Source organism: Cerasicoccus frondis (genome assembly GCA_031296915.1).
Classification (GTDB): Bacteria; Verrucomicrobiota; Verrucomicrobiia; order Opitutales; family Cerasicoccaceae; genus Cerasicoccus; species Cerasicoccus frondis.
On sequence record JAVDPC010000005.1, the window covers coordinates 64,350 to 90,543 of the forward strand.

21 protein-coding genes are annotated in these 26,194 nt (G+C 56.0%); 6 read left to right on the forward strand and 15 right to left on the reverse strand.

Annotated features, from left to right (window positions below; all coding sequences use genetic code 11):
- Positions 1-598: 598 nt before the first annotated feature.
- On the forward strand, positions 599-796 hold the full coding sequence (locus RBB63_RS05410; protein ID WP_309381871.1) for a hypothetical protein: 198 nt from the start codon (positions 599-601) through the stop codon (positions 794-796).
- A gap of 460 nt (positions 797-1,256) precedes the next feature.
- On the opposite strand, the gene RBB63_RS05415 is transcribed toward RBB63_RS05410, so the two are convergent.
- From RBB63_RS05415 to RBB63_RS05450, 8 genes are all read right to left on the reverse strand, one after another.
- Complete coding sequence (locus RBB63_RS05415; RefSeq protein WP_309381873.1) at positions 1,257-2,168, reverse strand: UDP-2,3-diacylglucosamine diphosphatase; 912 nt, start codon at positions 2,166-2,168, stop codon at positions 1,257-1,259.
- 519 nt (positions 2,169-2,687) lie between these two features.
- The gene (locus tag RBB63_RS05420; RefSeq protein WP_309381875.1) at positions 2,688-2,987 is read right to left on the reverse strand and encodes a hypothetical protein; all 300 of its coding nucleotides are present in this window, start codon (positions 2,985-2,987) and stop codon (positions 2,688-2,690) included.
- Positions 2,954-3,331 carry a phage holin family protein gene (locus RBB63_RS05425; protein WP_309381877.1) on the reverse strand — a complete coding sequence of 126 codons (378 nt, stop codon included), beginning with the start codon at positions 3,329-3,331 and terminating at the stop codon, positions 2,954-2,956. The genes RBB63_RS05420 and RBB63_RS05425 overlap by 34 nt, the downstream gene beginning before the upstream one ends.
- 2 nt (positions 3,332-3,333) lie before the next feature.
- Positions 3,334-3,660 carry an ElaB/YgaM/YqjD family protein gene (locus tag RBB63_RS05430; RefSeq protein ID WP_309381879.1) on the reverse strand — a complete coding sequence of 109 codons (327 nt, stop codon included), beginning with the start codon at positions 3,658-3,660 and terminating at the stop codon, positions 3,334-3,336.
- Entirely contained in the window at positions 3,653-5,527 is a 1,875-nt protein-coding gene (locus tag RBB63_RS05435; RefSeq protein WP_309381881.1) for a sensor histidine kinase, read from the reverse strand. Before RBB63_RS05435 ends, RBB63_RS05430 begins: the two co-directional genes overlap by 8 nt.
- 30 nt (positions 5,528-5,557) lie before the next feature.
- Entirely contained in the window at positions 5,558-7,045 is a 1,488-nt protein-coding gene (locus tag RBB63_RS05440; protein WP_309381883.1) for a sigma-54-dependent transcriptional regulator, read from the reverse strand.
- Between the two features lie 118 nt (positions 7,046-7,163).
- Positions 7,164-8,369, reverse strand: a complete 1,206-nt coding sequence (locus RBB63_RS05445) for a phospholipase D-like domain-containing protein (protein WP_309381885.1) — start codon at positions 8,367-8,369, stop codon at positions 7,164-7,166.
- Between the two features lie 90 nt (positions 8,370-8,459).
- Positions 8,460-8,633: a DUF1328 domain-containing protein gene (locus RBB63_RS05450; protein ID WP_309381886.1), complete on the reverse strand. Its 174-nt coding sequence runs from the start codon at positions 8,631-8,633 to the stop codon at positions 8,460-8,462.
- Positions 8,634-8,897: 264 nt separating this feature from the next.
- Here RBB63_RS05450 and RBB63_RS05455 point away from each other — a divergent pair, with 264 nt between their 5' ends.
- Complete coding sequence (locus tag RBB63_RS05455; protein WP_309381888.1) at positions 8,898-9,935, forward strand: LacI family DNA-binding transcriptional regulator; 1,038 nt, start codon at positions 8,898-8,900, stop codon at positions 9,933-9,935.
- A gap of 169 nt (positions 9,936-10,104) precedes the next feature.
- Here the strand turns inward: RBB63_RS05455 and RBB63_RS05460 are convergent, their stop codons facing one another.
- The 3 genes from RBB63_RS05460 to RBB63_RS05470 are packed head-to-tail and all read right to left on the reverse strand — an operon-like array spanning position 10,105 to position 14,616.
- Positions 10,105-10,812, reverse strand: a complete 708-nt coding sequence (locus RBB63_RS05460) for a hypothetical protein (protein ID WP_309381890.1) — start codon at positions 10,810-10,812, stop codon at positions 10,105-10,107.
- On the reverse strand, positions 10,788-14,354 hold the full coding sequence (locus RBB63_RS05465) for a hypothetical protein (protein WP_309381892.1): 3,567 nt from the start codon (positions 14,352-14,354) through the stop codon (positions 10,788-10,790). Before RBB63_RS05465 ends, RBB63_RS05460 begins: the two co-directional genes overlap by 25 nt.
- 31 nt (positions 14,355-14,385) lie before the next feature.
- Positions 14,386-14,616, reverse strand: a complete 231-nt coding sequence (locus RBB63_RS05470; protein ID WP_309381895.1) for a hypothetical protein — start codon at positions 14,614-14,616, stop codon at positions 14,386-14,388.
- Positions 14,617-14,893: 277 nt separating this feature from the next.
- On the opposite strand from RBB63_RS05470, the gene RBB63_RS05475 reads away from it, so the two are divergent.
- Positions 14,894-16,660 carry a GH1 family beta-glucosidase gene (locus RBB63_RS05475; RefSeq protein ID WP_309381897.1) on the forward strand — a complete coding sequence of 589 codons (1,767 nt, stop codon included), beginning with the start codon at positions 14,894-14,896 and terminating at the stop codon, positions 16,658-16,660.
- A gap of 62 nt (positions 16,661-16,722) precedes the next feature.
- Here the strand turns inward: RBB63_RS05475 and RBB63_RS05480 are convergent, their stop codons facing one another.
- The gene (locus RBB63_RS05480; RefSeq protein ID WP_309381899.1) at positions 16,723-17,577 is read right to left on the reverse strand and encodes a hypothetical protein; all 855 of its coding nucleotides are present in this window, start codon (positions 17,575-17,577) and stop codon (positions 16,723-16,725) included.
- A gap of 170 nt (positions 17,578-17,747) precedes the next feature.
- The gene (locus tag RBB63_RS05485; RefSeq protein WP_309381901.1) at positions 17,748-19,034 is read right to left on the reverse strand and encodes a beta-ketoacyl-[acyl-carrier-protein] synthase family protein; all 1,287 of its coding nucleotides are present in this window, start codon (positions 19,032-19,034) and stop codon (positions 17,748-17,750) included.
- On the opposite strand from RBB63_RS05485, the gene RBB63_RS05490 reads away from it, so the two are divergent.
- The 3 genes from RBB63_RS05490 (at position 19,033) to RBB63_RS05500 (ending at position 23,082) form a co-directional block, all read left to right on the forward strand.
- On the forward strand, positions 19,033-19,593 hold the full coding sequence (locus RBB63_RS05490) for an ApeI family dehydratase (protein WP_309381903.1): 561 nt from the start codon (positions 19,033-19,035) through the stop codon (positions 19,591-19,593). The genes RBB63_RS05485 and RBB63_RS05490 overlap by 2 nt on opposite strands.
- Positions 19,594-19,692: 99 nt before the next feature.
- The gene (locus tag RBB63_RS05495; RefSeq protein ID WP_309381905.1) at positions 19,693-20,592 is read left to right on the forward strand and encodes an EamA family transporter; all 900 of its coding nucleotides are present in this window, start codon (positions 19,693-19,695) and stop codon (positions 20,590-20,592) included.
- 225 nt (positions 20,593-20,817) lie between these two features.
- Positions 20,818-23,082, forward strand: coding sequence for a hypothetical protein (locus RBB63_RS05500; RefSeq protein ID WP_309381906.1), 2,265 nt, complete (start codon positions 20,818-20,820; stop codon positions 23,080-23,082).
- Positions 23,083-23,227: 145 nt separating this feature from the next.
- Here RBB63_RS05500 and RBB63_RS05505 read toward each other — a convergent pair whose 3' ends face one another.
- Positions 23,228-25,162 carry an autotransporter outer membrane beta-barrel domain-containing protein gene (locus tag RBB63_RS05505; RefSeq protein ID WP_309381908.1) on the reverse strand — a complete coding sequence of 645 codons (1,935 nt, stop codon included), beginning with the start codon at positions 25,160-25,162 and terminating at the stop codon, positions 23,228-23,230.
- A gap of 200 nt (positions 25,163-25,362) precedes the next feature.
- A complete protein-coding gene (locus RBB63_RS05510; RefSeq protein ID WP_309381910.1) occupies positions 25,363-26,091 on the reverse strand; it encodes a PEP-CTERM sorting domain-containing protein in 729 nt (242 codons plus the stop codon).
- Between the last annotated feature and the right edge of the window lie 103 nt (positions 26,092-26,194).

The window sequence follows — 26,194 nt, forward strand, 5'->3', positions numbered from 1 at the left end:
TCCACCCTGACAAGGTGTAAGGCCTTCCGTAACCTAATCATTACATATTCGCCCGCGCTGATGGCGCGGAGATTAAAGTGAGCAAATTAAAAATTAAAGTGGAGGGCGCAAGTGGGCGCAACTTCCGGGAGGCCGTTACTGTGCTAGCTCCGCTTCACCGACAGGCTCGCGCTTCAAGCCAATCCATCTGCCGACCTTTAATTTGCTCACTTTAATTTTTAATCTCCCGGCGCTCAACGCCGGGCCAGGGGGGGGGGGCAAAACCCGCCTTTTTAATTTTCAAAGAACACAAGAATTCCCGCCCGCGCCGATGGCGCGGAGATTAAAGTGAGCAAATTAAAAATTAAAGTGGGGGCGCGAATGGCGCAACTTCCGGGAGGCCGTTACTGTGCTAGCTCCGCTTCACCGACAGGCTCGCGCTTCAAGCCAACCCATCTGCCGACCTTTAATTTGCTCACTTTAATTTTTAATCTCCCGGCGCTCAACGCCGGGCCAGGGGGGGGTAAAACCCGCCTTTTTAATTTTCAAAGAACACAAGAATTCCCGCCCGCTCGCCGGGCACCGACGCAGGAGGGGGTAGCGCGGCTTAGGGGCCACGTTGAAACGTCGACGCTGCGCTGGTCAGGCTGGCATAGGGCGTCGTGCGTCGGGCATTTCCGCGCAGGCATTGGGCGTCGCATCCGGGTTGTCTACACCAAGCCCGACGGCGAATGTGCCCGCTTACGCGGCGCTCCGACCCACGCGATCGAATGACCTCGCATGGCGTCGACTGGGATACCTCGGCGACAGTCGCTAAGGCGGATGTTTTGGGGGGAAGTTCATCTGTTTGTAAGGTGAGTAAGGTGGGGAAATGTTGGTAAGGTGGGTAGTGTGGGTAGGGTGAGAAAGGTGTGTAAGGTGCGTAGGGTTTTGGGAGGTTGAATTGGAGGGCATGACACTGTTGGGCGGGCGGGCGCCGTAGCATAGGCGTCCCGCCTGTGCCCTGACTCCATCTAACCGAAACAACACAGGCGGGACGCCTGTGCTACGGCAATGCGTGATGCCTAGTCTAGTGATCAATAAAACACTAACAACCCCAAGCCCGGCCACAAACAAAAAGTGAACACGCGAGCATTTTATTAGTGGGCGCCGCTTACTAATAATCCACCTTGGCAATCAACGGGTTACGCAGTTGCAAAGCTACGATTTGGCCAATGGCGGCCACTCATTCGAGTCAGGTATCCGCCAAGGGCAAACCGCTGAAAGGAACGCCCACCCTACTGATGCATCGGCACGTTGCCGCTGGCGAGATCTTCCTCGTCGAGCTCGTCGAGCCAGATGACGTTGTTGTCTTCGGCTGCGACCGTGACTTCCGCGCCGCCGCGAACGGGAGGCAGCGGGGTTTTCATGGATTCCAGGGCCGCCTTTTCATGGAGACGGATGCAGAACTCGCCGTAGTCCAGGACTTCCCAGTTCCCGTGCTTGTCTTCCACGAGGGCGGTCAGCGACTCGACCCAGTCGCCGGAATTCAGGTAATGCGTGTCGCCGATCATCTTGTCTTCCGGCGTGTGGATATGCCCGCAAATGATGCCCACGCAACCGCGCTTGGCGGCGAGCGCCTGCAGGTGTTTTTCAAAGTCGGAAATGTGGCTGACGGCCTGCTTGACCTTGGCCTTGATCGCCTTGCTCAGGGAGAAATACTCCTTGCCGCGGAAGGCGCGCCATCTGTTGTAAACGCGGTTGATGCGCAACAGCTGCTGGTAGCCGACGTCGCCCAGGATCGATACAAACTTCGAGTGCGTCGTAACTGCGTCAAAGCAGTCCCCGTGGACCACGAGGTAATCGCCCTTTTTGCCATGGTGAATGTGCTCTTCGACGATCTGCAGACGGTCAAACATCAACGGCAAATAACCCGCAAGGAAGTCGTCGTGATTACCCCGCACATAAATCACCTCGGCCTTACGCTTTTCGGCTATCTTCAAGATACGGCGAATAAACCACGTGTGACTCTTTTGCCAATTAAGCTTACGTTTAAGGCTCCACCCATCGATAATGTCTCCGTTTAAGATTAACTTATCGCAGCGGGTGTGTTTCAGGAAAAAGTTCACTTCCTCGGCCTTGCAGTCATTGGTGCCGAGGTGGACGTCCGAAAGGACTATGGTCTTGTATTTAAGGACAGGCTTTTTCATTTTCAGTCGTCATTGAGCTTGTATGGGGCCCAAATGTTAATAACTGTGAATAACCGGGTCAAAGACCAATTAATGAAGCAGTTAGGAGTTTACTTCGTCGTGACTCTACCGCCTTTAAAACGACACAAAACCCCGCTGTAAGTAACATTAAGCAGGAGTCGAGTCGTCATTAGTGAAACGGCGCAACGCTCTGCATAACCTTATTCACAGGCAAATAATTATTCACCATAAGCCATTCCAATTGGCCTATGATCACTATCCAAAGCACTGTCACGAATCAATGCAGACTGTATATTGCGCTAATGCCGAAGCCGCCAAGGGATAGTTATTAACGAGGCCCAGACACTCTCCAGGACGTGTCCGAAAATGCAAAAAAGCTATTCCTAGAGAGCACTTTTCATCAACAGCGTCATCCCAGGGTAGGTATTCAACCGCTATGAGGCCTCGCGCCAACCTCAGGCTATTCATAGGTAGCCCGTTGCGGCAAAATTGACTGAAAGCAGATTTTCCAGCCCCGACCTAATCCGAATCGTCGCTGCCCAGCAGTTTATAAGCGCCAAAGGCGGCGGCGCCGAGGGCGGCGACCTTAAAGATGCGTTTTTTCCCTCCCCCGCTCAAGCTGCGCTGCGCGATGGCAAAAATAACGGGGCGCAGCAGCGGCGCAAAGCGCTTAAGCGCAAAAGCGGCGCTGCCCATGGCGGCGGCCTTGCGCGCCTGTGGCAGGAGCTCGCGCGTCTCCAGCCCCAGCCGAATGCGCTCGGCGCTGATCTCCTCTTTGAGGCGGGCTATTTCTTCTTTTTCATGACGGAAGATAGACATTGAACATCCTTCCTGAGTTCGCGGCGGGTTTCAGTGAATGGCGTGCGCTTGTGATCCATGAGGTAAAAGGCGGCCCCAATGCACAGGCCGAGCACCAGCAGGAAAAACAAACAAACGCCGAGCATGACGAGTGTCTGGTAACGCTCAGGCGTGGCCATGGCCAGCCCGACAATACCCGCCACCCCCGCCAGGACAAGGCTCGCTGCGGCCAGGCAGGCAACGCCCACCAAGGCCGCCAGGCGGGCCTTCTCCAAACGGTATTCCACGCCAAAGAGCTCGATGCGCGACTCCAGCATCTGGAGCAGCGTCTGGCCGATGGCGCTGGCGGATTCAAGCGGGCTCATCCCTAATCGCGCATGAAGCGATCGATGACGATGCCCGCGAGCACGGCGACGCCGAGAGACTGCCAGGGATTGTCCTTGATCAGTTTTTCGAGGTCCTTGGTGGTGTCCTTGGCCTTGGCTTTGACGTGCTCGCCCTCGGTTTTGAGCTTGGCCATGATCTCGGACAATTGCTCGCGCACGAGCTCGGCTTTTTCGGTGGCGAACTCCGAGGCGCCATCGCTGGCGTCGGCGGTCAGGTGCTTGGCGTCTTCCATAAGTAGCTTGAGATCAGCTACGAGTTTGTCGCGGTCTTCCGCGAGCTTATCAGCGGTTGTTGCTTTACTAGGCATGTGATGTTTCGGTTGGTGGTTCTTCAGTTATGTTAGGATCCGGCCGGTCGATGCGCTGCAGCAAAAAATAAAAATTACTCCCCTGCCCGAGCACCGAATCGCAGCCAATCTCACCGCCATGATCGACGATGATTTCTTTTGAAATATGCAGGCCCAGGCCCGCGCTGCCGTGGCGGCGGCTGTCTTCGCCCTGGGCGTAACGTTCGAAAATGACTTCGCGGGAATCCTCGGGCACTCCAGGGCCTTCATCGCAAACGGCGAAACGCACACGCTCTTTTTCCACCACGGTTTGCACCACCACATCGGAGTGCTCAGGCGCGTGGCGCAGGGCGTTGGAAATGAAGTTGTTGACCACGATTTCGACCCGTTTTGCATCGGCCAGAATGTAGGGATCGCCCTCCGAAGGCTCGGGAACGAGCTTCACGCCACAAGAGTTGGCCAGCTCGCGGTGCGCCATGATGGAGCGCTCGATGATGGCGTTGGCGCGGCAGGGCTCCTTAACGAGTCGCTTGTCGCTTTGCTCAATCCGGCTCAGGTCGAGCAGGTTTTGGATGGTCGCCAACTGGCGCTCCAGGTCTTCCTTCGCCGTATCGACCAGCTCACGCTGTTCTTCATTGAGCGGCCCGACGGACTCTTCACTGAGCAAATACAGCGACATGCGGGCGCTGGTCAGCGGCGTCTTCAGCTCGTGGCTCACCGTGGCCACGACATTGCCCTTCAAGTTGTCAGCGAGCTTCATCCGGGTGACGTCCTGCAGGAAAATCGCAACGCCCTCAGCGTTAAACGCGCCGGAATCAAAGTCTTCCGTGTCCACCAGGTCGACCGGGAATGCGGCCACCAGAAAATACATGGGCTGGCCGCCGATATTGAGCCGCAGCGCCTCCTGCAGACGGTCCTGCACCACGATGTCCCCCGAGTCCATGGCGTCCTGGGCGAACTTGCGCAATTGCTTGGGCAGGTGGTTTTTAAACTCGGGCGTCTCCAGGAGCTCCCCCGCCGGCGGGTTGGCGAAGAAGACCTTAAAATCACTGGTCAGGAAAAACGTGGCGTGGGGCGTGCGCTGGAGCACGCTGCGAAACGTGCGGGTGGTGGAGAGGAGTTTCTGGTCGGTCAGGTTCTTGTATTCACGCAGCTTGAGCACCATCTGGTTGAAGGCGGTGGCGAGCTTGCCGATCTCATCGCGGCGGTTCAGCACCGCTTCCACCTCCAGGTTGCCGCTGCTGACTTCCTCCAGGTTATCCTCGAGCTCCTCCAGCGGGCTCAGGATCATGCGGCCGATCTGGCGGCTGATCAACAAGGTGCCAAAAACCCCAAGCAATATCCCCACGCCCAGCACTGCGAACGACAGCCGCAAGCGGTCACGGAAAGCGTCCTGCAGATTCAACAGATCATCGATTGCCGCCGTGGAAAGTCGCTCCAGCAAGCTCTCCGCATTGCTGAACAATTGGATGAGCTCTCCGCGCTGCTGAGCGATCATCGGGTCGTTCATTTCACGCAACAGGCGCGTGAGGCGTGGCTGCATTTTCTCATTCACTGCGATGAGTTCGGGCATCGATTCCTCGTCATCCGAATGCGGGTTGAGGCGTATCACCTCGATGGCCCGAAAATAATCCTGACGCGATTCATCGATGTCTGAACGCAGCCCGCGGCCATCGACTTCGGCCGTCATTTCCACCAGCACGCTCATCTCGCGCAGGCGAAAAAGCGCGGTGTCCAGCACCTCGGCAAACTCCTCGTGGGAGCTCTTCGCGTCGGAAACAAGCTCTTCCAGATTGGCGAGCAGGAAAAAGGTCCAAACGGCCAGCCCCACCAGCAGCAACTGCAGGGGCAGCAGGGCGACGTAAAGGCGGTTGCGGAGCTTTTTCATGAAGTGTTGCGCCAGGCGTCAGGCCACCGGCTAGGTGAGGCCAAGACGCTTGCGCTTGCGGTAAAGCGTCGCCGTGTCGATGCCCAGAACGCTGGCGGCCTGGTCGAGGCTTTCCGCCTTGGCGAGAATGCGCCGGATGTGCGCCTCCTCCAGCTCGGCGAGGGAGATCATTTGGCCGGGTCGCGGACCGCCATTGCTGTCCTGCGAGAAATCATCGGGCAAATCGTTGGCCTCAATCTGGTCTCCTACGGATAAAATGACCGCGCGCTCCACCACATTGCGCATTTCGCGCAGGTTGCCAGGCCACGAATAGTCGACCAGCGCACGGGCGGCTTCACTGGTGTAAGCCAGCCCCTTGCGGCCTTCGCGCAGGGCAAAGTGGTTCAGGTAATTCTCGGCCAGCGGCAGAATGTCCGACGGGCGGTTGGACAAGGGCGGCATTTGCACGGAAATCACCTTGAGGCGGTAATAAAGATCTTCGCGAAACGTCCCCGCCTCGACTTCGGCAGCGAGATCGCGGTTGGTCGCGGCAATGATGCGGATATCGCATTTGCGGACACGATTCTCGCCCAAGCGCTCGTATTCTCGGTCCTGCAACAGGCGCAGGAGCTTGGGCTGGATCTCCATGGGCAACTCGCCAATTTCATCCAGAAACAGCGTGCCTCCCTCGGCGGCGGCCACCTTGCCCCAAGTGTCTTTGACCGCGCCCGTAAATGAGCCCTTCAAGTGCCCAAAGAGTTCACTTTCGAGCAGCTCGCGCGAAAGGCTCGGGCAATTGACGGTGATAAAGGGTTCCTTGGCCCGGGCGCTGCGCTCATGGATGCTGCGCGCCAGCACGGTCTTGCCGGTGCCGCTGGGGCCCAAAATGAGGATCGACGCCTCGGAATTGGCGGCCTTGAAGGCAACGTCGAACGTTTTCTGCATCTCCGGTTCTTCGGACTTGAGCCGAATCGTGGCGTCCTTGTCGGCCACCTGCTCTTCCAGCGCTTCCACCTTGCGTTCCAGGGCGATGCTGCGCTCAAGCTTGGCGAGCATTTGCCGGATTTCCTCGGGGATAAACGGCTTCTGAATGTAATCGTAAGCGCCGCGCTTCATGGAATCGACCGCAGACTCGATCGAGGAGTGGGCAGTGAAAACAATTACCGGTATTTTTTCGCCCCGCGCCTTCAGCTTGGTCAGGTAATCCAAGCCATTTTCGTTACCCAACATGACGTCGAGGAACATCGCGTCGATCCGTTCTTCGGCGAGCACAAATTCCGCGCGGCGTGAGGACTCCGCCGTAAAGGGCGTGTGCCCCATGCTTTTGAGCGCAATGGAGGTCGTCCGCAGGATGTTGGCTTCGTCATCAACAATAAGAATGTTCATTCCGCGTGTAGATGACGCTAGTTCCATGCCGTCGTCGTCATCGTCGTCAAGGCTACCCGGTATGTAACCAGGGCCGTTTGGCGGCGCCCCTGACATGACATGGTCGTGGAAGCCTTTGTTTCTGCCGGTTTCGGCTTTGTAGCGGTAAGCCATGGGATGCCTTTATTTTGAGGGATTGAAACCCGGGTTAAAGAAATGCGCAAGCGGAGATAGTGCATTTTGCAATGCATCCAACTACACTATCGTGCAAAATGCAGTTATTCAGTTTTCCCTACAATTGATCGCGAAAGGGCGTCATCAACTGTTGGAGCAACACCTCAGTTGCACTGGGGCCTCGCCACTGCTTCGGGTCAAGCCGGACTGCATGCTTGAGGTCGCCCTCATAGATTTCGCGCATGCGTTGGACAAAGCTGCTGCTGCCCACGACCACACCGATCTCTTCATCCTTCAAGAGGGAGCGGCGGTTGAAATTGATCGATCCAAACAAGCCAAGCTGCTCGTCACAGAGGACCATCTTGGTATGGATCATGGTTTTTTTATAAAGGTGTATTTCGGCGCCGGCCTGGAGCAGGTCGTCAAAATAGCGGGCGGACTCCACGCGCTCAAAGCGCTTGTCGGTGTAGGTGTCGGGGATCAAAATCCGCACGCGGACGCCATTCTCGGCGCGCTCACAAAGCTGGCGCAGGAGAGTCGGCTCCGGAACGAAATACGGGCTGACGATGTCCAGGCGTTCGGTGGCCAACGAGATCAACGCGCAAAGCACCTTGTAAGCGTCGCTGGTGCGGTAGCCGGAATTGGAACGCACGACCTGCAAGGGAATGCCGTTGGGGCGTTCATTGGGGTTCGCGGTCATGAGCTTAAGCGGGATCGGGCTTTCCTCGACCCAGTTGTCCCAGAACGCGCCGCTCAACGCCTTCACCGCAGGACCGCGGATGCAAAAATGCGTTTCACGCCACTCGTCGGGATTGCGCGCGTCGCCCTCCCACTCTGCGGCAATGCCCACGCCCCCGGTGAAGCCAATGCGGCCATCGCAAATCAGAATCTTCCGATGCGTGCGCCAATCGAACTTGAGGACAGATTTGCGCACCGAACGAAACCACTGCACATGGACGCCGGCTTCGATCATTTCGTCGATAAATTCGCGCTTCATGTCCGCGCAGCCAAAGGAGTCCAAAACGACGCGCACGGTCACGCCCGCCATGGCGCGTTCGCTCAGCGCGTCCGCAAATTCCTTGGCGACGTCCCCCGTCCAGTAAATGTAAGTCAGCAGCTCAATGTGATCATGACTGCTGCGGATGGCCGACAACATGGCGGGGAAAATTTCATCGCCGTTTTCGAGCGGCTCCACCGTATTGCCATACGTAAAGGGGATGCCGAGGGCATTCTCCATGTAGGCAATCCGCGATGGCGCGGCAGGTTCGTGAGCAGTGGGCTCAGAAAACGATGTTTTCGGTCCAGGCATGGCAATTTCAAGCATAACAGGTCCAGGTTTGAAGTTAACAAATGCCCGGCCGGGATTGGAACCACTGACCGGGCACTTGGTGTATGCGTGTAATCATTGATCGCGTTACATTGGTTTCTTACCCTGCAATGCGCCGACAAGAGCGGAAACAATCAGCAGGACCAGGAACACAAAGAACAAAATCTTAGCAACTCCCGCTGCGGCGCCTGCGATCCCAGTGAAACCGAGAAGGGCGGCAATCAGTGCGATTACGAAGAATGTGAGTGCCCAACTTAACATGACTTATCCTTTCGTTTAATTATTGGTTGATTGGATTCGGATAAGTAATTGCAGGCACGATGCCAACCACCTCAATTATTCCACAACCAGTTGCTATTAAGCATTATAGGAAACATCCCAACACGCTTCATTTTGTAACCCATTGCATTCTGCATGCTCCACAAAGCTGTCTGTCTGGAAAATTGCAGGATGCTAGACGCTAGCCATCAGGGCTAAAATTTAAGTCTGACATTCCCTCCGTGCTCCGTTTTAACTGACGTTTTCATGAAGGTGACCATGCAGACCATTGCCGAGCGGGTAGGCGTTTCAAAAAACGCGGTTTCGCTGGCGTTCAAGCATGACCCGTCCATCCCCGCCAAAACGCGGGAAAAGATCATCAAAACCGCCGACGAGCTGGGCTACCGCCGCAATCAGATCCTGAGCGAACTGATGTCGCAAATGCGCAAGCAAAACCGCGAGTCCGTCTACGCGACTGTGGCGTTGATCAACGGGCACCAGGATCGACAAGCCTTCGCCAACCACCGGACGATTCCCAACTACGTGCGCGGTTGCCAGGAGCGCGCCCAAATGCTCGGCTACGCGATCGACCCGCTCTGGCTGCACGACCCGGAACTCAGCGGGAAGCGCTGGCTGGAGATACTTGAAGCGCGCGGCATCCGCGGCGTCATCGTGATCGGTTTGATGAAAGAGAACCGGCTGCCGTCGGCCTTTCTGCCGGTGATCGACCAATTTCCTTGTGTCGTCACTGGCGTGCGCACGCGCGAGCCCGCCCTGCCCTTTGCCTGTGTTGATCATTACATCCTCGCCTTGCGCGCCTTTGAGCAGGCGCTGCAACTGGGCTATCGCCGCCCGGCGCTGGTCCTCGATTCCGTCATCGACGAGTTGGTGGACCATCGGTTTTCGGCGGGCTTCCACACTGGGCAGCAACAACTGCCGCCCGAGCGCCGCATCACGCCCTTTTTCGACGTAACCGGCGCGCGGGAAAAGCGCGCATTGTTCAACAGCTGGCTGGGGCAGGAAAAGCCGGACGTCATTTTCACGCTCTATAATGAAGTCCAACTCTGGTTGGAAGACCTCGGCCTCAAAGCGCCCGGAGACATTGGCCTCATCCAGTTGGAGTGGCGCGAAACGCGACCAGACTGGGCGGGCATGAATCAACACAACGACATCGTCGGGCAAACCGCGTTCGACATGCTCGTCGGCATGATTCACCGCGGCGAAGCCGGCGCCCCGCCCTACCCACGCGCCGCCCTGATCGGCCCCAGTTGGGTCGACGGCCAGACGGTTCGCGCGCAGGCATGAGCAGCCAAGTTAGCTGAAAACAAACCCTAACGTCTGTTCGAACAGGTGGAGCCCGGTGTCCCTACCGGGCTTGCTATTGCCTCTCCGTCAACCCGCTGGATGAAACAAGCCCGGTAGGGACACCGGGCTCCACCTTCTGAAATAGCTTTTTTGCATTTTCAAACACTACCTAGAGTGTGCTCACCCGCTCGCGCATTTTGCGAAGCACCACCCCCTTGGGATTCGGGTCGCGCTCGCTGGGCGGAATGTCGACCACAAACAAAGTGGTCCGCGTATCGGCGCTCACCGGCACGGGGCTGCTCTGCGTTAAAATCCAACCGGACTCCGCCGATTCAATCGCCACCTTGATCCACACTTTGCGATCAGCGGGATACGGAATCAGCCCCGTCTCGCCCGGCTGCAAAATCAGGTCATGCTCCCCCACCCGCATGGCGATGCGACGCTTGGAAAAGTTGTAGGCTTTAAATTGTCCGGATGGATGCGACTCCAATGACTGATCGAAGACAATCGCCGAGTACGGCAAACCCTGTCCGCTTTCAGTGGACGATAAAACCGTCAGAAACGGCCCCACCCCGGCAGGCAACTTAAACTGCGCCAAGGGCCGCTTGATCGGCGGCAACTTTGGGTCCGGCGCATCGATGTAATCATAGTACTCAACCTTGCGGTTATCCGGCGCAACCAAGGCTGGCGAAAGCGCGCCGAGGCTCGCGTAGACGGTTCGCTCATCGCCATCTATTTCACATAGGAATTCAGAAATATTGTCCAGTGAAGTAACGCGATACTCCACGACATCTTCCGCTCGCTGCGCCTGAACCGTCAGCGGCAATATAAGGAGGACGAGCCAATGACAGATTAAACTTCTTCGGGTGTAAGCCATTTAAAGGAAATGATTTTGAATTTACGGCCGAACTTCTGGTTGAGCAAGGTTGTCGGCGAGTCTTCAGGTTGGTCGGCGTTGGAGTCAACGTATTCGGGAAGGCGCTGCACAAGCGCTTCACACCAGGAGCGAGCGCGCACCTCGCCGGAGAGTGGATCGTTGCTTTCTCCATAAGCGCGGATAACGAAGGTGTCTGACCGAGCCGTAATCGAGGAGCCAATGAGCGAGAGCACATCCGCCTGCGTCAGGTGCTTGGGCGCAAACGCTGAGCGATTGCTGACGGTCGAGGTGCGGGTGTCGCCACCCCAGAATTGCTCTGCATTGTAAACATAGCCGGGCTGAATATTCGGCACGTAGTCTACGTTCATTTCCACGCCTTCGTCATACCAGGCGTCCAGGCTTGGGTCATTGACCGTGAAGTCCGCGCCTTCGGCAATAGATGCCCGGTTGATCGCGGCCTGGATGACGCCGCTCAGGGTTTCATCCTCCTCCGTAGCGGGGTTGTCCACCAAGCGGCGGTTGACAAAATCACTGACCGAAGTGAACGGACCGCGGTTTTTAATTTCTTCGACGATGAAGTGCGCGAGCTGCGCAATTTGCTCCGGCGTGAGTGTGCGGTAGCCGTTCCAGATTTGCCCGGGTTCGTTGTCCGCCGTAGGGCGATAATAGCGGGAAAAGGCGGAATCCAGACCAGTCGCAGTAGCCCCAGTGATCGGATTATATTCCAGTTGGTTCACCGCGCCCAACACTGCGCGCCACGCTTGCTCGGAAGTGGAATTGATGTTGAAGCCGCCTTTAAGCATCAAACCGCTGGCGCTGACATCCGGGTCCCGCCAATCCACTGTTTCGTGGACGACGTGGCGCTCAAAGGGCGGCGTGGCGCCAGCAACATCATCCATGGCCAGCGCAGACATGTAGTACTGATCCCAGAGCATGCGATTCAATAAAAAGGAAATATCGTAGTAGCCTTTTTGGTTCACCGCCAATCCAGTCAGATTGTTATTGCTGTCCAGAACGTGATCGACCCGCGCGAGTTGGTAGCCATCGGGCGCATCAGAAAACATCGGGCCCGACTCCGCATGCAGGCGGAAGTCCGCCAGGCTATTGCCAATTGGGTAAGACGGATAGGCGCCAATGAACGACAGGTTTGCATGCTGCAGTTGCCCGATGGAATACAGGTGCTGGTCTTCATAGGGGAACTCAAAAAGCACTGCATCCTGGGGAGCGCCGTCGACCCAGTCGTGCCCAAATCCCGCCGAGGCGCGATGCCCTTCACTGTTGTCATCACTGAGAAATTTATGCCAGGGCGTATTGACGTTTTGCGAGCCAGCCGTCGCGGTGAACAGCACGTTGTAATTACGGTCTCGGCGCGTCCGCGAAGTTCTCAAAGCACGCATATTTCCCTGAGCGACCCAGCGGGAAGGCAGGTCATGCTGGTTAGTCAGGATTTGCTCGTTCAGGCCATAGCCGGAGAACAGCGCCTGCATGAGAAAGACGAACGCAGGCTCATCTGCGACACTGGGATCATAGTAGGCCAGCACCTGCGGCACTTGTTGGACAGAGGTCCCCCCCTGCTGGACAACTAATATATTATCCCAGCCAACCCGCTGGTTCGTTTGATACCATTCGCGGTTCGATTCAGCAGGGTCAAAGGCCGTGTTCGTGTTGGCGGAGACGCGCGTGGCAACCGGCTTACCGAGATACGTAAAGAGCTCCCCTCCTCCGCCATTGGAGAAGCTGGATCCGAAGTAGTGCGTTTTCTCCGGCGTTTCATGCCAGGTATTTGGCGCAACGCGAAAGAGGTTATCCTCCTCGCCTTCGTCGAAAGTGCTCAGCGGAATGGAAACGTGCGCGGATACTTCCGGCGAAATATTCTCCAGGACATTTTGACCAGTGTAAACATCACCGCTGCTGCCGATGGGCAGACAGAAAATCAGACTCTGCCCGGGCGGAATGTCGGGACAATTCAACCGAAAGCGGAAGAACTCGTGGTTGCTGTTATTGCCATCGCTGTCTTTGAGGAAATCGAACCGGGATTTGATGGCCCACTCGCCAGTGTCGTCATCGAGCACTTCCAGATTCAGCTTCACATTGTAGGTGGGATAAATGCCAACCTCATAATTGCCACCGCCCTCCAGGGTCGGCGCTTTCAGCGTGAAATTATAGGGATTCCAGAGAACCACCAGTGGATACAGGTTGAGGTTTATGTCCACGCCAGCTGCGGGAATCGAGCCGGGCGCCACACGAAAGCCCATCGAAAAATAAGTCAGCACAGGGGCCACGCCTACGTCGTCCAGTTCACTGTTTTTATCGTGAATGGGCAAACGGGGAAGCAAGCTATAGGCGTCCGTCCCCGTAGTCGGCACGCGGGTATTGTAAAATGAGCGAAGGTGTCCCCAGGTTGGGATCGCATAGTTGGATCCGTCGTCCAGGTGAGGGACAAATAAGAACTCGCTGTTCGCGGTTGGGTCCGATGCGTTGAGCACGAAGTCGTTATCCAGCAGGATCGATAGATCGCGTTTCACGCCGCCCGCATAGGAGTCCGTCAACAGAGACATAGAGTCCGTCGTCATGTCGTGGAAACGAAAACGGATCGCGCTTTGCGCTTCGTTGGGCAGCCCGCTGGCCAGCACGAGTTCATCGATCGTGGCCAGGTTGTCCACGTTATCGGTCGCGTCGTAAAGCTCACCGATTCTCTCGGCGTCTAATTCTGGCGCATCATTTTTGGCCATCAGCTCGACCGCAGTGCGTGTGGCGTTGAGGAAGGCTTCCTGCTTTTGAGTTGAGGACTGCTCCAGCGGCATGGTGATGTTGGCTTTGACGCCTTCCTCACCGACCCACCAGGCGTAGGCGCCTTCGACCATGCCTTCGCTGTTGCGCACATCGACTAATGGCGCCGTCACAAAATCCGCGACCTCGTCAACCGATCCCGCGCCCACTACAATGCGCGCCGGGGTCTGCACGCCGTATTGATCCGTCAACTGGATGTCGTCTTCAATATCCGTAGCCGCCGTGATGCTCTCAACGCTGCCAGGATTGAAACGGATTTCGTCTGCGGCGGGATAATTTGTAATCGCGCCCGTCGGCCCGATATCATCTGACGGAGAAAAGACCGTCTCTTCATTGCCACTGACCAGCCAGTTGAGCAGCTTGGCGGAGGAACCATTTGTGGCGACCAACGTCGGGTCAGTCAACTCGTTGGCGATTTCCACTGGAGTTGCATCATAGCCCACGACCGATGCCGCGCCGTAAACGCCAGTCCAATACGGATTCGCGGTATTGCCCGCATCGATGTCGGCGCGCGTGGTGATGCGCTGATCCGCGCCTGCGTATTTCTGGAGCTCTCCCATGGCGACGGAGAGCGCGAGCAGCGCATTGGCCCGCGATTGTTCCTTCTGGGTTCGGAACAGGGCGGTTTGCAATTCTACCCGGGTAATCGTCGAGATGGATATCACCAGCAACACCAGCATCGCCATCAATGAAATGGCGATGATTAGCGCGAAACCCTTGGAGCTGCGATCATTGACGCATGGTTGTTTCATTTATCGGGGTATTGATCTTGTCGTTGCTCGCCTAGCTCATGTCGGGTAGGCAATCAGCCAACTGGCCCACACGAACGTAGTCGATTTGGAAGTCCTGGGGCCAGGCGGCGCCGTCCACGCTTTTCGTCGCCCAGTTGCCCATTTTTACGGTAAATTTGAGGTTGGAAGGAACATCGTAAATACGCTCATTGCTCCATTCGTCACCCTTACCCCCATCGAGAAAACACGTCGGTTGATTCGGTTCCCCTAGAGCATTCTTCATCGAACTTGGCCTAGTCAGGTGGGGATAAGATTGGATGCAGCGCAAGACGGCATTGATTGAGCGGGCAGGAAGCGCAAACGCCAAAGCGCGGAGAGGGGGGAAACTCGCAAAGTTCGAGAACATGCTATCAGTATATAGACTTGCTCAGGAGAATGCCAGTTGTTATCCGACTAATTGATTGTCTAAACGCGACCCCAAAAGAACAATAACTGGCGTTACCCACAAGTGCGAAGCTAACTTGATCGGCATAGTTGTCATTACCTGAAGGACCAAACCAATGAATTTCCCGAAAGACTTTATCTGGGGCGCTGCTACCTCATCTTTTCAAATTGAAGGCGCGCGACGTCAGGATGGCGGCGGCCCATCCATCTGGGAAATGTTCACCGCGCAGCCCAATAAGACCTGGGAGGGCGATGGCGGCGAAGTTGCCTGCGACCACTACAACCGCTACGAGGAAGACGTGGAGTGCCTGGCGCAAATCGGCGTGCAAGCCTATCGCTTTTCGGTTTCCTGGCCACGCATCCAACCGGATGGCCTCGGCCCGCCCAACAAGAAAGGCCTGGATTTCTATGACCGCCTTGTGGATCGGCTGCTGGAGAAAGGCGTCGAGCCCTGGATCACGCTCTACCACTGGGACATGCCGTATGGCCTCTTCCTCCGCGGCGGCTGGCTCAACCCGGACAGCCCGGCCTGGTTTGAGCGCTACACGACCTGTGTCGTCAAACGGCTGTCCGACCGTGTCACCAAGTGGATGACAATTAATGAACCTCAAGGCTTCATCGGCTTGGGTTACCTGAGCGGAGAACAGGCGCCTGGGCTAAAGCTCGGCTTGCGCGAAACCCTCATCGCCGGGCACAACAGCCTGCTCGCGCATGGGCGCTCGGTTGCCGCGATTCGCGAACACGCCATTGCAAAGCCCATCATTGGCTGGCCGACCGCCTGCTCAGTTTACCAACCCATAACCGAGACCCCGGAAAACATCAACGCCGCCCGCAAGGCCAGCGCCGCGATTTACCCGGACGGCGTCTGGAACAACCGCTGGTGGGGCGACCCGGTGATCCTCGGCCACTATCCCGACGAAGGGCTAAGCGTTTACGGCAAAGCTGTCCCCAAAATTGACCCGAAGGATTTTGAAATCATCTGCCAGCCGCTTGATTTTCTCGGGTGCAATTTGTTCCATGGCATCCACATCAAAGCCAACGATGACGGCTCCCCTGCGGCCGTGAAAGTGGAGCCCGGACACCCGCAATCCACCTACCATTGGAAGACCACGCCGGAGTCCATTTACTGGGGCACGAAGTTTATGTCGGAGTTCTATCGACTGCCCCTGATCATCACTGAAAACGGCTATGCGGACAACGACATGGTCGGCTTCGACGGGCGCGTGCGTGACCAAAACCGCATCGAGTTCATTAGCCGTTACCTGATCCAACTACACCGCGCCATCCAGGAAGGAATTGACATACGCGGCTACTTCTACTGGTCGCTTCTGGACAATTTTGAATGGCAGGAAGGCTATCGGCAGCGCTTCGGGCTGGTGCACGTGGACTACCAAACCCAACAGCGCACCATGAAGGACTCCGCCTACTGGCTGCACGACATCATCAGCACCAACGGGGAGTCGCTCAGCCAGTTTAAGACCAACGACAACGTGCAAGTCCCCTACATCATTCGGGAAACCAAGCGCTACATTTATAACCACATCGGCGAACCATTTAAGATCAAGGAAATCGCTGACCACCTGCGCTGCCACCCCGACTTCCTGAGTCGCGAGTTCAAGCGCCACATGGAAGTGATGCTCAGCTCCTACATCCGCCAGGCGCGCATCGACCACGCCAAGGAAATGCTGAAAAACCCCAAGACGCTCATCGACGACGCCGCTTACCAATCCGGTTTTTCGGACCGCGTGCACTTCACCAAAGTCTTTCGTCGGCTCACCGGGCAAACGCCCGGGCAGTATCAAAAGCAATTCCGCGAAATGGACATCAAGCTGCTGGAGTCCGGCTCTCTGAAAGTAAACAACCCCCGCTCGACCAAAGAATAAGGCTGACCGGGGATCACGCGCCCCAGCCAGCCTTATACCGTTAATATACCCCCAAATGTAAACTACCGGCGACGGCGGTAAAGCAGTCCGCAAAGCGCGACCAAACCAAGCCCCATGCCGGTAAAGCCGGGCTCAGGAATCGTCGCGATCGCCACGTTGACATTGTCGATGTAAGTCGTAGCGCCAGGTGTATTGGCGTGGCGGAAAGCAATGCCCGTAATGTCCACATCGCCCATGGCCGTAATGACGCTGCTGGAAACGGTCAGCGCAATGCTGCTCAATAATTCCGAGTCACGATAGTAAGCAATCGTCCAGTCACCGTTCAGTTCACGCGTCACATCAATGGCGAAGGTGTAGTTGGTGTTCGCAGCGGTGGCGGGCTCAGTCCAGCCTGATCCGACGATCAAGCTGCCGCCGGCGTCGGACATATTGAAGCTGCCTTCGCGATAACGGAATTCCGACACGTAGGACGAACCAGTCAGGTCGACGTTGGCGTAAAGGATGGAGTCCGGCGAGGAGTCGTTGATGAAGCCGAAGCTGAAGTTGTCTCCGCTAAATGGAACCGCGCTAAAGCGAGCGTCGAAGGAAAGTGAAAGCGTCTGCCCAAGGCTTAGGCTGTTAAGCGAAGTCGTCGCCCCGCCATTGAACTCGCGGTAATAATTGTTGGAGGAATTGCCCAGAGACAACACATTGCCCGTGCCGAAACCACTGACCGTCGTGACGGTCATGCCGCTGGAAGCAGACTGCGTCAAAATGCGATCATAAGTCCCAACGCCAGACGACTGCGTGTTCGAAACCGTCGCCGCGTCCGTGCCGGTCGAGTTCGTGAAATTATCCGCCACCAAGACCTGACCATGCGAAACCGCAGGAAGCGACAAGGCAGCAAGGGTAGTTAGTATGAGGTAAGAATGCTTCATGGCCTCATACTAACGCAATTCCGCCCAAGCGTCTATGGACAAACACGACGCCAAATATGTCTACAGGCGATTAACCGACCACCAAACAAACAGTAAACGACAAGCAGAAGCCTGCCCAGTAGGCATTACACGTTCTCCTTGGCGACAATCCGTTCAGCCATTTCACCGGCTCAGTTGGCAAATTGCTTGTAGGCCAGAACAGCCCGGGCGCCGCCAAAGCCCATTGCGGTTTTCAGATGAGTCTGATGCTTCAGCGGCGTCGTTTCCTTCTGCAGGGAAATGCCGACTTCGGGATCCACTTCGGTCAGTTGAGGATTACCTGGCAAATACTCGCCCTGCATGCTGAGGATGCCGCCAATCAATTCGAGCACCGATGTCGCCCCGCCAGAGTGGCCCATGAAGCCCTTGAGCGCCATGACCGCCGGCAGCTTATCGCCAAAAACCCGTTTTAAGGCGCGCGCCTCCGTGAGGTCATTGTATTGCGTGCCAGTGCCATGGGCGTTGTAAACATCGACCGCCTCGATCGGGCATTGCCCCATCTCCAGCGCGGCCATGAGCGAGTCTGCCAGTTGCTCGCCGCTGGTGTCGGGTGATGTAAAGTTCACGCCCGGTGAACGCTCCTCATCAAAATGGTCATGCCGCTCATCAAAGCCAATGATCTCCACCAATGGCGTGGCGCCGCGCTTGAGCGCGTCACTCTTGCGCTCGAGCACCAGCACGCCAGCGCCCTCGGCTGGCCCAAAGCCATTGCGGTTAATATCAAACGGACGCGAAATGCCTTCCGGGCTCATCGCACGCGCGGCCAGGAAGCTGGCCGAAACGAAGTCGGTCAGCGAAGCTTCCGTGCCACCGGCAAAGACCATCTTCGGACCACCAGGGCGATTCAGTTGCAGCATGTCGCAGGCGCGGATGATTGCGGTCAGCGACGAGGCGCACGCGGTGTTCACCGTAAACGGCGACCCTTGCAAATTGAAATAGGTGCTGACCACCGAGGCGGAGGCGTTGGTCATGTACATCGGCACCGCAAAGGGCGACACCTTCTTGCCGTCCGCAAAGTCCTGATGCAAGCGGTCATAGCTCTCCACGCCATTGAGGGCAATGCCCAGGACTACGGCGGCTTGGGCGAATTCCGGCTCCCGCAGAAAGTCGTCCTCCCCCAGCAGCCCCGCCTGCTCCGCCGCCAGCTTAGCCGCCACGAGGGCATACTGCGACATGCGGTCCAATCGCTTCGAGCGCACCGCGCCACGGTATTTCGCGCTGACGGGAAAGCTCAAATAATCGTCGGGAGCCATATTAGCAATCGACGCCCCGTTCATTAGAGAATATTTTGCACTAGTTGCAATACTTGAGATATCCTTATATCCGTGATTGCATTCGCGCAAACTTTCGTCCATAGCTAAGTTTCCAATGCCAATTGGGGAGACACCTCCCATTCCGGTAATAACGATCGATTCCATGATAAATATATCTAATTCAGAGAGTGCGCAGAATTACGCAATCGAAAAAGAAGAAACTCTTGAAGAAGCGCAAATTCGCGACTGCGAGACAGGAGGACTCTTTGGACCCGAGTTTGGCAAATTGCCCAACGGCCAGTTCCTGCTAATTAACCGCGCCCACTTCCAAAAGTTCCAGAAAAATGATGACGGCATTTACGGTAAGGCTCGGGCGGAATTCGATTTCTCTCCGAGCACGTGGTTTTTCAAGAATCACTTCCATGGAGACCCCGTCATGCCCGGCACTTTGCAGATCGAAGCCGTGTTGCAGCTCGCTGGCCTTTACTTGGCTTGGGCAGGCATCCCCGGCGTCGGCCGCGCGCGTGAAGTTGGCCGAACCGTATTTTTCGATGAAGTCCGCCCCGACACTGGCTCCAAGTTCTGCTTTGAGCTGACCGTCGCAAAAATCCAAGGCAAGGGTAAGCTTTCATTCCTCGCCGGCAACGCGCTGGGCTTCCTCGAAAACGGCGTGCGGGTCATGGCGATGGAGGGCATCAAGCTCATCAAGGCCATTCGCAGCTAAAGCCCCCCAAAACTGCAGCAAGCAAAGCACAGAGAGAAATCCAGGCCACGTCAGCAGGTTTAATTTGAAAAAACTCCTGCGACGTGACCACCTTGCCACATGGATTGGGTAACTCTCGGGCTGTTCTCTGCAGTCGTCCTCGGCTTATATGACCTCGGCAAGAAGCATGCAGTGCGCGACAACGCGGTGCTGCCCGTGCTTTTTTGGGCCCAGGTGTTTGCGGCGACGATCTGGGCTCCGTGGGTAATAATCAGCCACTGGCGCCCCGACCTGATCCCTTCGGACTTCCTGTGCATTGGGTCACTGGACGCCTTAGGCCATGTGCGGCTGTTCGCCAAATCCGCCTTGGTCGGGACTTCATGGGTGTTCGCGTATTTCGCCTTAAAGCACCTGCCCATCTCACTCGTGGCGCCGATTCGGGCAACGAGCCCGGTGTGGACATTGCTGGGCGCCTACTTCCTCCTCGGCGAACGGTTTACCGCCGCGCAATGGACGGGCATCTGCATAACCCTGAGCGGCTTTTATCTGCTTTCGATCGCGGGTAAAAAAGAAGGCATCCAGTTTCACCGGGATCGTTGGGTCTGGTACATCATTGCGGCAACGTTACTTGGAGCAACGAGTTCGCTCTACGATAAATACCTGCTCAACACCCTGGGCTACAAAACGCCAACCGTGCAATCGTGGTTCGCGATTTACCTGGTCGTCTTTTTCTTTCCGTTTTTCTGGGGATGGAAACGACGCTGGTGGCCGCGGGGAGAATTCGAGTGGCGCTGGTCAATTCCGTTTGTCGGCGTCGCACTGCTCGTTGCCGACTTTGCTTATTTTCGCGCCCTGGAAATGGAAGGCGTGCTGATTGGCGTGCTGTCCTGTTTGCGACGCGGCAGCGCGCTGGTGTCATTCGCCGGAGGGCTCTGGCTCTTCAAGGAGAAAAATGGCCTGCGAAAGCTCCCGGCCCTCTTGACCATTTTAGTCGGCATCATCGTGCTCGTCTTGGGCTAAGTGGCGGCGCGTTAGGCTCAACTTAGGTAAAACTGATCTATTATTGATAGGATTGAGGCCCATCTAATCAGTTTTTCCTGTCCAAGGCGTATTGGCAGCTAGTACGTTTCTACGATATAACAACCACTTCCCCCACTGCATGAACCCAGTGGCGCACTGCCTGTCTCTAACTGTTGAGGCAACCACCCTGCGTCACCCCTTCTTGCAGACAACCCCCTCAAACCGATGAAGTTAGCATCCACCCGACTCCTTGTAATTAGCCTCTTTTGCTTCCTTGCCCGCAGCGAAGCCTCACCAGTCAATCCGCACCTTCAACTGATCGAGGAAATCGACGTATCCCGCACGCCAGATAAAGATGAGTTTAGGGAGTATCCGGCAGGCGTCAGTCAGGTGGAAACGATTCTGGGCGAGCGCGTCCGCGTGCTTCCCAACGACGAGCCCGGCGTCAAATATTTTGGCTATCTGCTCGGCAAGGGCGAGGGGCTCAAGGCCAACGAAAACTACGTATTGGAAGTCGTCTATCCGGAGGATGCGCCACGCTCCGCCATTATCCTCAATCGCGGCAATGGCACGATGCGCGGCTTTTACACCGGCAACGCACTGGGCGACTGCATGCACCCGCGCTATGTCTACCAAAGCCCAGAGTCTCTGGAGGTCCCGCTGTCCGGAAAATATGAAGCCGTGCAAATGCTCATGCGCTTGCAGGACCGCTTTTCCGTAACCGGCGGCATTCGCCACGCCGAGGTGCCCAATGAAGCAGACACCAAGCGAACCATGACTCCCAAAGATGGATTCTGGGTCTACATTGCCCAGTATGAACCAGAGCAGGATCCGCTGTCGCAAGGGGCCGCCATTTCCAAAATTCGCCTGTATAAAGCACCGGACTATGAAGACTTCGCGGTGAAAATCAACTACCCGCCCAGCGACTTGCCACGCCGCCATTTGTTCTTCCGCGAAGAAATGGCCGACGGGGTCATCGGTGGCGATCCCTCCGGCTGGGGTTGGATCGACGAGTTGGATTACTACCGTGGCAAAGCTGAGATGATGCGCTTCCTGGGCATGAATACTCTGGCCAAAGACTTGCTCGAATTCGGAGCCAACCAAGGCTGGGATTCCTCAAAGTACGGCGGCAATGATTGGGTCTATCAAAGCCATTCGCCCAAACGCTGGGAGGGCATCCTTGACGTCGCCGACGACTATGATCTCTACGTATTACCCTATTATGAATACTCCGGCAGCAAGGGGAAAAATGGCCTGGGCTTTGAACGACGCGCAACCCCACTGAACGGCGACACCTACACGCATATCAAATGGACCGAAACCGCGCGGGCCGACTTGACTGATCCCGATACCTTTGAAGACCTGCGCAAGATGCTCGAGATCACCATTGTCGACGAACAGAAAAAGGCGAAATTCATCGGCGCCTGGCTGCGCCCACGCTCCAGCCAATTGGCGATTAGCTTTGCCGACGCCACCATCCAGCGCTTTGCCGATGAAACCGGACGCAAGCAAGTCACCCGCGACGAGCTGAAGAAACGAGGCGAAACTTATGAGGCCTACATCGACTGGTGGTATGGCAAGCGTAAGGAATTTTTGCTGAAGCTTAGGGATTACCTGCGCAGCGAAGGCCTCGAAGACGCCACCATATTTTATACCGCAGACCCATCGGAGCCGGGATGGATTCACCCCGAAGGCTACGGCACAGGTCTCGTCGCCGAAGATCCGGACGCCTGGAAAAATGTGGATTTGAAAAAGCCGCCCGTTCCGCTGCAAGAAACCATAGACGAACAATGGTCTTACAAGGCGCTGACCAGCACCCGGAAAACCTGGGGCCAATGGGAGCACGAACACGCAACGCCCATCTACGACCCGGAAAATTACGAGGACACCAATGGCGTGCTTTCAACCTACTCTTTCAATCGCCTCTCCTCGGTTTCCGATCCCATGGCGCTTGAGGCCTTTGAAACAGAATCCGGAATGGCCATGATGCGCCACTACGGACTCAACGAAAACATGATCCGCATTGAAAAAGGAAAAAACGGCAAAGACCTCGATCCACTTGGTTATTTCGTCGCCGACATGGAGCGCGTCGGGCCCTACATCATGCTGCCGGAAGCCAACGCGATGGCCAACGGCAACCCAACGGCAATCGGCTACTTGGCCTCAAACAACTTTAACCGCCTCTCCCCCGCTTATGTCCGCCGCTTCAATGCAGCCTACCTTGCGCTCCCAGCTTTGCCATCCAAAGTAATCGACGGCGCAGCCTCCAACCCCCAAGTCGTCGTGCGCCGCATCGACGCTGGCAAGCATGGCGCGTACTATGCAGTGGTCAACCCAGGCTATGAAGGTGCGAGCGAAGTCACCCTGGAGCTCCCCGACAATGGCCGCGTAATCAATGCCGCCACTGGAGAGACGCTACAACGATCCGCCACTGGCGGAGTTCGACTCAGCCTGGACCCTTGTCAGCTCATCGCACTGCATGTCCAGTAGTTAGCGCTTATAAAAGATGCGAATTGATCATCAGCTATTTTTTATAGTGCATTTTCCAAGGCGCCTCGTTGGCAGGCAGGCAGAGCTTGAGAGAGCCATTGAAAAAGCCGTACGCCCGCATTAGCGAATCATAGTCGATATCCCTTTAATATTCGATTCGATAGAAGCGAGGTCCATGGGTTGATATTTGATCTTCAAAAGGGGGTGTTGGCTGTGGCGTTACCGGCGACCAGCTGTTGAGGTTATCGCTCACGTAAAGTTGCCCTGAACCGGTCCAGTCGATGATGAAATCGTTGCCCAAGCACACTGGTTGATAAAGCACGGGAACCCTAGCTCTCTGGTTGTCGATCACCACTGCGCCGATGTAGAAAAAGCCATTCCCATTCGAGTTGTTAGCCCCTTTACTTACGATTAACGTGATGTCGCCGGAAGCATTCGGCAGCATATCGGTGATTTGCACTGTGGAAGAAACGTTGTTAGCGACATCAAGGGTGACAGAACTACTGCTGGCGCCAGCCAATGCATACTGCGTTTCCCGATTATCTGTGACCGAAGTTCTGGATGCATAAAAGGTAAAATCATAGGAAGTCCCGGGGTCTAGATTTGAGAAAACAAAGACGGCCTGGCCATTATCCGTAAAGCCATTAAAGGTCCCGCTATGACCATATAAGCTGTCCGAAGTAGCGCCACTGGGATAGGGTCCTGACGTCGCGCCAGCCTGATTAGTGCCGCCGATCGCGTCCGTCATGGTCAGTGAGACGCCGGTGGACTGTCCACTGGCGTCGAGAAGGTCGCTGATTAACTCTGCGGGAACGCCAGCGCCATTGCCAACTGCGCTACGGATTTCGTCATTTACCGTCACCTGGTTCCATGTATCGCTAGAGGAGACCGTGTTCCCGCCACCGAAATCCACATAAACAAGATTCAACGACGCCTGAGCACCCTGAAGACTCATGCGGGTCGAATCCTCCAGAGCATTGCCCGCATCATCGCTGATATCGGCAGAGATTTCGACCAGTAAGTTGCCAACGATCTCTGTGGTGGTCGTGATCGTAACGATACGGTTCATGCCCGCCAGAGCCACACTCTCAATCGCTACGCGACTGCCGCGGTTGATGATGACGTAGTTGGCAGGATCAAGGGCAATGGTTTCATCCAGCGGATCGTCAAATTGGAGCACGAGGGTATTGGCATCTTCTTGAGCCAAACTAGTCCATACAGGGGGCGTGGTGTCCGGCAAGTCGTCGGCCAATCCTGCGTCGACAACGGTTTGCCAAGCGATGTTCTCGACGAATGCCGCTTTACTTGAATTGAGGCCCAGGTTCAAGGCTTCGACCTCTGGCGTATTATAGAGGCCTACTGGACTGTCTTGATAAATCACTGCGTAATGCACACAGGCCGACAGATAGTAGCCCAGGTAATTGCCATGGTATTCGTCGTCAGCGAAAAGGTCGATGTAGTGTGGAGCGCTCGGGTGTAGATTGCCGCCTGCATGATCCCAAGCCTGACCAACCGGATTGACTTTAACCGGAGGATTATCCGGATGATCTTCGTTCAGCAAATCTGCGAGTTCCTGATAGTTTAAAACTAGTTCGCTGAGCATTTCATCGGTAGACTCAAACGTGCTCGCACTGGATGTTCCAGAAATTAGAGAGTGTATCGCTGAGCGCGCCCAGGTTTGGTAGAGATGGACATGCGTAGCAGGATTGTTGGCCATGATCGAATCGTATAGCAACTCACCATAAGTCATGTGGTGCGCAACATTGCCAACATGAGTTGGCTCCGTGGAATAGTTTTGCATCACCACATGAGTCCAAGACTGCGAAGCGATCTGAGTTTGATGATTTTCGTAGTGGTATTGATAATCCTTTCCACCGACGGCGGCCATGACCGTGGTGGGATCATCTTGGCCTGCTGCGCGAGCAAGGGCATCAAAAATGCCAGGAACGCTACGTGCCCCGCCGCCGCCCATCGTGAAGCTGTTGCCCAAGAACAACACTTTGTTCTCCGCGTTAGCCAGGTTCGTTTGGATGAAGAAAATCAGAATGGTTGCAATGAAGCACTTACGTAATGCAGTCATGTCGAAGGGGAAGTTAGGCAATCGATCTGCAAACATTGCAGATCCATCGAGACAAGTGGGCCGTATTGGCTTGGATCGGGGACTTCCTTAAAGAATGCTAGCCGGAAGCTGGCTAGTGGCTCTCATCGGGCCACAAACAAAAATGGCGGGTCTAGCGATAGACCCACCATGGGAAAAAACTTTTCTCTGAGGTGGGCGTATTAACGACGGCGACGCCACATGACGAAACCGGTCGCGAGGGCGCCAACGAGTAATGCCATATAGCCGGGCTCGGGGATGACGGTCATTTCAATCGCGCCGAGGTAGGCAAACTGTTGCGATGTGGTGTTATTGGGCCCAGCCGCCACGGTTAGCGTGATGATGCCACCCGCAGTCGGAGTAAGGCCACTGGCGATGACGGTATTGGAAACGTTGCCAGCAACGTTGAGGTATACCGTTGAGCTGTTTGCACCGTCGAAGGCGTATTCCGTTTCGCGGTTATCGGTTCCACCAATGCGCGAAGCATACACGGTGAAGTCGTAAGTTTTCAATGGATCAAGCCCGGAGAACTCGAGGATGCCGAAACCATTGTCAAGAGTCTCACCTGGGGTTGGCTCCCAAGTGTCATTGGCCGTGTAGAAGCTGTCGTAAGTCGCGGTGCCCGGAAAGGGGCCAGAGACGGAGCCAGCCGTGTTTCTGCCATGAAATGCATCGTTGATGCTCAGAGTAATTCCCGTTCCTGAACCAGTACTATCCAGAAGATCTGCGACCAGTTCATAGGGGATAGTCACATCGAGGCCGGGGTTGACCGGGTTGTTCCAAGTGTCCGGTTGGCCGGTTGTTGGATCACTGTCTTGACCGTTAAAATCGATCAGGACCGTCGTTTGCGCGGTAAGCAAGGCTGGCGCGAGAGCCAGCACAAAGAGTGATGTTTTGAGGGGATTCATCATTTTAATGAGTGAGGTTTGGTCTGCTACTAGAGCAGTAGGAAGAGTATCGGCTGCTTAGAGATAATTGTTAATACACCTATGCGTGTTACTGTCACGAAACCGC

Bases quoted from the DNA above. Each gene is read 5' to 3' on its own strand.
- RBB63_RS05425 (WP_309381877.1), bottom strand. From the start codon at position 3,331: ATGAGCCCGCTTGAATCCGCCAGCGCCATCGGCCAGACGCTGCTCCAG.
- RBB63_RS05495 (WP_309381905.1), top strand. From the start codon at position 19,693: ATGGATTGGGTAACTCTCGGGCTGTTCTCTGCAGTCGTCCTCGGCTTA.
- RBB63_RS05475 (WP_309381897.1), top strand. From the start codon at position 14,894: ATGAATTTCCCGAAAGACTTTATCTGGGGCGCTGCTACCTCATCTTTT.
- RBB63_RS05435 (WP_309381881.1), bottom strand. From the start codon at position 5,527: ATGAAAAAGCTCCGCAACCGCCTTTACGTCGCCCTGCTGCCCCTGCAG.
- RBB63_RS05445 (WP_309381885.1), bottom strand. From the start codon at position 8,369: ATGCTTGAAATTGCCATGCCTGGACCGAAAACATCGTTTTCTGAGCCC.
- RBB63_RS05480 (WP_309381899.1), bottom strand. From the start codon at position 17,577: ATGAAGCATTCTTACCTCATACTAACTACCCTTGCTGCCTTGTCGCTT.
- RBB63_RS05470 (WP_309381895.1), bottom strand. From the start codon at position 14,616: ATGAAGAATGCTCTAGGGGAACCGAATCAACCGACGTGTTTTCTCGAT.
- RBB63_RS05500 (WP_309381906.1), top strand. From the start codon at position 20,818: ATGAAGTTAGCATCCACCCGACTCCTTGTAATTAGCCTCTTTTGCTTC.
- RBB63_RS05455 (WP_309381888.1), top strand. From the start codon at position 8,898: ATGAAGGTGACCATGCAGACCATTGCCGAGCGGGTAGGCGTTTCAAAA.
- RBB63_RS05510 (WP_309381910.1), bottom strand. From the start codon at position 26,091: ATGATGAATCCCCTCAAAACATCACTCTTTGTGCTGGCTCTCGCGCCA.
- RBB63_RS05450 (WP_309381886.1), bottom strand. From the start codon at position 8,633: ATGTTAAGTTGGGCACTCACATTCTTCGTAATCGCACTGATTGCCGCC.
- RBB63_RS05415 (WP_309381873.1), bottom strand. From the start codon at position 2,168: ATGAAAAAGCCTGTCCTTAAATACAAGACCATAGTCCTTTCGGACGTC.
- RBB63_RS05460 (WP_309381890.1), bottom strand. From the start codon at position 10,812: ATGGCTTACACCCGAAGAAGTTTAATCTGTCATTGGCTCGTCCTCCTT.
- RBB63_RS05505 (WP_309381908.1), bottom strand. From the start codon at position 25,162: ATGACTGCATTACGTAAGTGCTTCATTGCAACCATTCTGATTTTCTTC.
- RBB63_RS05440 (WP_309381883.1), bottom strand. From the start codon at position 7,045: ATGGCTTACCGCTACAAAGCCGAAACCGGCAGAAACAAAGGCTTCCAC.
- RBB63_RS05420 (WP_309381875.1), bottom strand. From the start codon at position 2,987: ATGTCTATCTTCCGTCATGAAAAAGAAGAAATAGCCCGCCTCAAAGAG.
- RBB63_RS05465 (WP_309381892.1), bottom strand. From the start codon at position 14,354: ATGAAACAACCATGCGTCAATGATCGCAGCTCCAAGGGTTTCGCGCTA.
- RBB63_RS05490 (WP_309381903.1), top strand. From the start codon at position 19,033: ATGATAAATATATCTAATTCAGAGAGTGCGCAGAATTACGCAATCGAA.
- RBB63_RS05485 (WP_309381901.1), bottom strand. From the start codon at position 19,034: ATGGAATCGATCGTTATTACCGGAATGGGAGGTGTCTCCCCAATTGGC.
- RBB63_RS05430 (WP_309381879.1), bottom strand. From the start codon at position 3,660: ATGCCTAGTAAAGCAACAACCGCTGATAAGCTCGCGGAAGACCGCGAC.